Source organism: Clostridium sp. UBA1652 (assembly GCF_002320975.1).
Taxonomy (GTDB): domain Bacteria; phylum Bacillota; class Clostridia; order Clostridiales; family Clostridiaceae; genus Clostridium_T; species Clostridium_T intestinale.
In genome coordinates this window covers 42,885-47,610 of record NZ_DCLI01000055.1, presented here as the reverse complement: position 1 = coordinate 47,610, position 4,726 = coordinate 42,885, and the positions used below count along the sequence as shown (strand labels likewise).

General features: G+C 29.6%; 6 protein-coding genes. All 6 read right to left on the bottom strand.

Features of this window, described 5'->3' with window-relative positions; genetic code table 11:
- Positions 1-34: 34 nt before the first annotated feature.
- Entirely contained in the window at positions 35-868 is an 834-nt protein-coding gene (locus tag B3N22_RS10910) for an SGNH/GDSL hydrolase family protein (RefSeq protein WP_286907016.1), read from the bottom strand.
- Positions 869-988: 120 nt separating this feature from the next.
- Positions 989-1,345 carry a FlxA-like family protein gene (locus tag B3N22_RS10905; RefSeq protein ID WP_286907014.1) on the bottom strand — a complete coding sequence of 119 codons (357 nt, stop codon included), beginning with the start codon at positions 1,343-1,345 and terminating at the stop codon, positions 989-991.
- Positions 1,346-1,467: 122 nt separating this feature from the next.
- A complete protein-coding gene (locus tag B3N22_RS10900; protein ID WP_286907019.1) occupies positions 1,468-2,853 on the bottom strand; it encodes an MATE family efflux transporter in 1,386 nt (461 codons plus the stop codon).
- The gene (locus B3N22_RS10895) at positions 2,846-3,301 is read right to left on the bottom strand and encodes a MarR family winged helix-turn-helix transcriptional regulator (RefSeq protein ID WP_286907012.1); all 456 of its coding nucleotides are present in this window, start codon (positions 3,299-3,301) and stop codon (positions 2,846-2,848) included. Before B3N22_RS10895 ends, B3N22_RS10900 begins: the two co-directional genes overlap by 8 nt.
- Before the next feature lie 148 nt (positions 3,302-3,449).
- Positions 3,450-3,662, bottom strand: a complete 213-nt coding sequence (locus tag B3N22_RS10890) for a hypothetical protein (protein ID WP_073020010.1) — start codon at positions 3,660-3,662, stop codon at positions 3,450-3,452.
- 86 nt (positions 3,663-3,748) lie between these two features.
- On the bottom strand, positions 3,749-4,585 hold the full coding sequence (locus B3N22_RS10885) for a deoxyribonuclease IV (protein ID WP_286907010.1): 837 nt from the start codon (positions 4,583-4,585) through the stop codon (positions 3,749-3,751).
- Between the last annotated feature and the right edge of the window lie 141 nt (positions 4,586-4,726).

The window sequence follows — 4,726 nt, the reverse complement described above, 5'->3', positions numbered from 1 at the left end:
AGTTTTAAGTTTCAGGTTAACACCCCTTTTATACTTATTTATAATTAGTATCTAAATAATCCCCAATAACTTGAGCGTATAGCTTGGCCCCTTCAGTGCTTAAGTTAACACCATCTTCTAAGTTAGAGTTCATCTTACTTCTTAACATTGTATAAAGTTCTTGTTTTTCGCTTTCAGCATACATGTCCACATATCCAACTTTATTTTTCTCTGCAACTTCCTTAATGGCATCACAATATTTTTTTAACTGAGCATTTGCTCCACCAACTTCATTATACCAATTAGCAGGATGTTTTTTGTAATAGTAATTTGCATTTCCACCCATATTACCATTACCTTTATTTCCTTCGATAACTTTGTTAGGTGCAACTAAAATAGGAGTAGCTTTCTTTTCTTTTATTTGTTTAACCATAGACTCCAGATTACTTTTAAATTTATCTAAAGGAACATTTTCTTTATTCTTATCTACAAAATAATGATCATTTAATCCAAAATTAATTATCACAAAGTCAGGATTTTTTTCTAAAACATCTTTATTTAATCTTTCTAAACCTTGGGTAGATGTATTCCCATTAACCCCTGCATTTGTAAGTTCCAAACTAAATCTTTCCTTTAATAAATCAGTCCATAACTTATTTCCTGCTTGAAAATTCTCTCCATATGTAATATTATCGCCTAAAGCAACAACCTTAGCACCCTTTATAGATTTAGTTATTACTTCCTCTTTAGGCTCTTCCTTTACTGGTATGTTAGATGCCACTGGCACTATCTTTGTTTTTTTATTAAAACTATACATGCCAAAAACTACAGTTAATATTGTAACTATAGATAATAATAATACTAATAAAATCCATTTCTTATTCTTCACACTTTTTCCTCCATCAACTATAATTACTATTATTATATCATTTATGGAAGTTTTTTAAACCTTAATAACAAAAAATCATTTCAAAACCGAGGTTTCAAAATGATTTTTCTATTGGTAACTTTATGCAAAGGCATCTATTACTGTTCCTTGTGTTTTTTCATAAGAAGATTCTTCCTCATTACTTTTTAATGTGGAAACATTATTTTTACCTTGAGAAGAAACTTCTGATACTTTTTGAGTAGCATTACTGTTGCTGCTGTTTTGAGCTTCCTTTTGCTGTATTTGAGCATCTATTTGTTCTATTTGTTGTTGTAACTGCTCAACTTTCTGCTGTTTAGTCTTATCGTCTAACTTACTTGAATTTACTTGCAAAAGTTGTTGCTGAAGACTTTCTCTTTGCTTTTTTAACGCTTCTAAACTGCTATCTGAAGCTTTATATGTACTAGTTGAAGTATTAGAAATCGAACCAACATTCATTTTTTTGACCACCCCTTGTTATTTTATGCAACCTCTTATTTTAATAATAAAACTAAAATTTCAAGATATTATGGTAAAAATATGTGAATATTGTGTGACATAATCTAATTCTCACTAACTAGTTATACAACTTCCGCCTCTGCTTCTAGTTCACCTTTTTCATGTGCTTTAGTTAAAAGTCTTAACTCTCTAAATAGGAATATTGCCGTTATAATTGAGGATGTACCATCTGCTACCGGGCCTGCTAGCCAAACTCCAGTTATGCTATTTAACATTCTTGGAAGTATTAAATATAAAGGTATTAAAAGAATAACTTGTCTAAGCAAACTTAAAAACATAGATATTTTGGCTTTACCAACACTTTGAAAATAGTTACCGCTTATTATTTGGAATCCTACTATAGGAAGCATTGCTAAGAATATTCTTATACCATGTGATGCTACTGCAACAAGCTCTGGGTCTTTATTAAAGAGTTTAATAATTTGTGGTGCAAATGCTTGAACTCCTATAAAGCCCATAACAACAATTATTGTAGCTCCCATAATAGCATACTTTAATGTATCTAGTACCCTTTTATAAGCTTTCGCTCCATAATTAAATCCTATTATTGGCTGGTACCCTTGATTTATTCCAAACAAAGGCATAACAATTAAAGTAACTACACTGTTTATTACTGTCATAGCACCTATTGCTACATCACCACCATAAGATTTAAGTGCTGTATTTGCAGTTATTGATACCACACTTGCTGCCATTTGCATTGAAAAAGGAGAAACTCCTATAGCAAAAATTGTTTTAACTATATGCATATCTAGTTTTAAATTGCTTACTTTTAACTTTAAGCTGCTTTGTCCTCTTAAAAAATAACTTAGAACCCAAATAGTTGAGACAGCTTGAGATATTATTGTTGCTAATGCAGCTCCTTTTACTCCCATTCCAAAAGTAAAAATAAATATAGGATCTAAAATAGTGTTAAGTATTGCTCCAACTAACATTGTGGAAGCTGCTCTTTTAGGATTTCCCTCAGCTCTAATGCAGTGATTTAAGCTAAAGGATGTAAGACTGAATATTGTTCCAAGTAAAATTATTCCAAGATAATCACTAGCGTAACCAAAAGTACTTTCACTCGCACCAAACATCATTAGAAGTTTATCTTTATATAAAAGACCTACTATAGTTATTAAAATAGAAAATATTATTGAAAGGGAAAGTGCATTCCCTAATATATGTTCTGCTTCATCTTTTTTTCTTTGCCCTAATTTAATTGATATATTTGCTGATGCACCAACTCCTGTAAGCATAGCGAAAGCTATAACTACAGTCATAATCGGGAAACTTAATCCAACTCCTGTTAAAGCAAGTTGTCCTACACCTTCCATCTGTCCTATATAGATTCTATCTACCACATTATATAATGCATTTACAAGCATTCCTATAATAGCTGGTACAGAGAAGCTTATAAGTAATTTTAATATATTTTCATTTGCTAGTCGTTTTTCTCTATCTATCATTTGTAATCTCCTTTAATCTTTTTTTCTTTTTGTTCTCCACCATTCTCTGGAGAAGATCTAATGCCATTTTCTTTTCTTCTTCTGTAAAATCCGATGTTAATATATCATTCCATTCTAGTAGAACATTTCTAATATCCTTAATAATAGCTTTCCCATTAGCAGTTAAATAAACTCTATAAGCTCGTTTATCATTTTCATCTACAGATCTTTTTACTAAACCTTCTTCCTCAAGCTTTTTTAATGCTTTAGCAGTTGTTCCTTTATCTATAATTAGTTTACAAGTCATTTCTTCCTGAGTTACACCTTCATTGTTTTCAAGAAAAAGTAGAAAGGTATATTGTCCACTCCCTATATTTCCAATATTAAAATTTTTATTAAAATACATAGCTCCTGATCTATACAATATAGAAATATATCTTCCAATGCTATCAATATTTTTTTGCATCTCATCCACCTTTAATAAAAAATAATAGTTGCACACACAACTATTATAGTATAAATTATTAATAATTTATTTACAAGTATATTTTTTAATAAATAAAAAGTAACTAAAAAGGTTATTTCCTAAAACCCTTAAGAAATAACCTTAAATATTAACTATTTTTTTTGCTTATTAAATAAATCTGTTGACTTATTATATTTTCCATTGTGTCTTGAATTACAAAATCTTCTTTTTTACTTCTTCCTTCATAATATCTTACTTTAACATTTTGTACGTCATTGTTACTAGAATTAATAAAATTAGCATTAAAAACAACTTTAAACCCTTGCTCGTGACCACTTTCAACTGCTTCTATTAGATTCATCATCACAACACCTCAACACATAATTTTTAGTTATATATATTATATTCTATAAACTATTAGAAAATCCTTTAATCGATTACATATTTTTAAAAATAATTTAATTTTTCTTTTATCATTTTTATTTCTCTTTTGTGACCTTCATTATCTAATGGTGTTTCAGCATAAAAAGGTAAAGTTTTTATATATGGGTGCTCCATTATTTTTATTATTGAATCTAGTCCTATATTTCCTTGACCAACTGGTACATGTCTATCTTTTCTTTCACCAAAAGCCATTAAGCTGTCGTTTAAATGAATAGTTTTTAATTTCTCTATTCCTATTATCTTGTCAAACTCCTCCATAACCTCGTAGATATTATTTCTAATGTCATATCCAGCGGAAAAAACATGGCATAAGTCCATACATACCCCTATCTTATCCTTATAACTTATTTTATCTATTATGCTCTTTAAATGTTCAAACCTAACCCCAACTTCAGTTCCTTTTCCAGGCATAGTTTCAAGTAAAATCTTGATTTTTTCATCCCCTTTTATTGATTCATTAAGAGCATTAGCTATTTGATTTATTGAAGCTTCAATTCCTGACCCTGTATGACTACCTGGATGAAAAACAAAAAACTCAATTCCTAGGTCATTCATTCTGTGTATATCTTCTTTAATAACAGTCCTGCCAAACTCATACACTCCTTGATCACTACTGCCAAGATTCATAGTATAAGGTGCATGTGCTTGTAGTGGTCCAAACTTATACTCTTTTCTCAATTTCTGAAATTCATTAACATCTTTTTCATTATAAGCTCTAAAATTTGATCCCCTAGGATTTCTACTGAAAAACTGAAAAACATTAGCCTCCATTTCAATAATGTCCTTGGCTGCTCTTGTATATCCTTTCGCTGTTGTCATATGTGGTCCTATATATAACATAAAAGTCTCCTTTAGTTTCACTATATATATAGCTAGTGTTTTCAACTTCATAAATACTATTCTAACTTTGTTAGTTTACATGTTTTTTACAAAACTTAACTTCATTATTTACCTAAATCAAATTATAATTAATTTATCATC

Coding starts and splice junctions, on each gene's coding strand:
- B3N22_RS10885 (WP_286907010.1), bottom strand. CDS start 4,585: ATGTTATATATAGGACCACATATGACAACAGCGAAAGGATATACAAGA.
- B3N22_RS10890 (WP_073020010.1), bottom strand. CDS start 3,662: ATGAATCTAATAGAAGCAGTTGAAAGTGGTCACGAGCAAGGGTTTAAA.
- B3N22_RS10895 (WP_286907012.1), bottom strand. CDS start 3,301: ATGCAAAAAAATATTGATAGCATTGGAAGATATATTTCTATATTGTAT.
- B3N22_RS10905 (WP_286907014.1), bottom strand. CDS start 1,345: ATGAATGTTGGTTCGATTTCTAATACTTCAACTAGTACATATAAAGCT.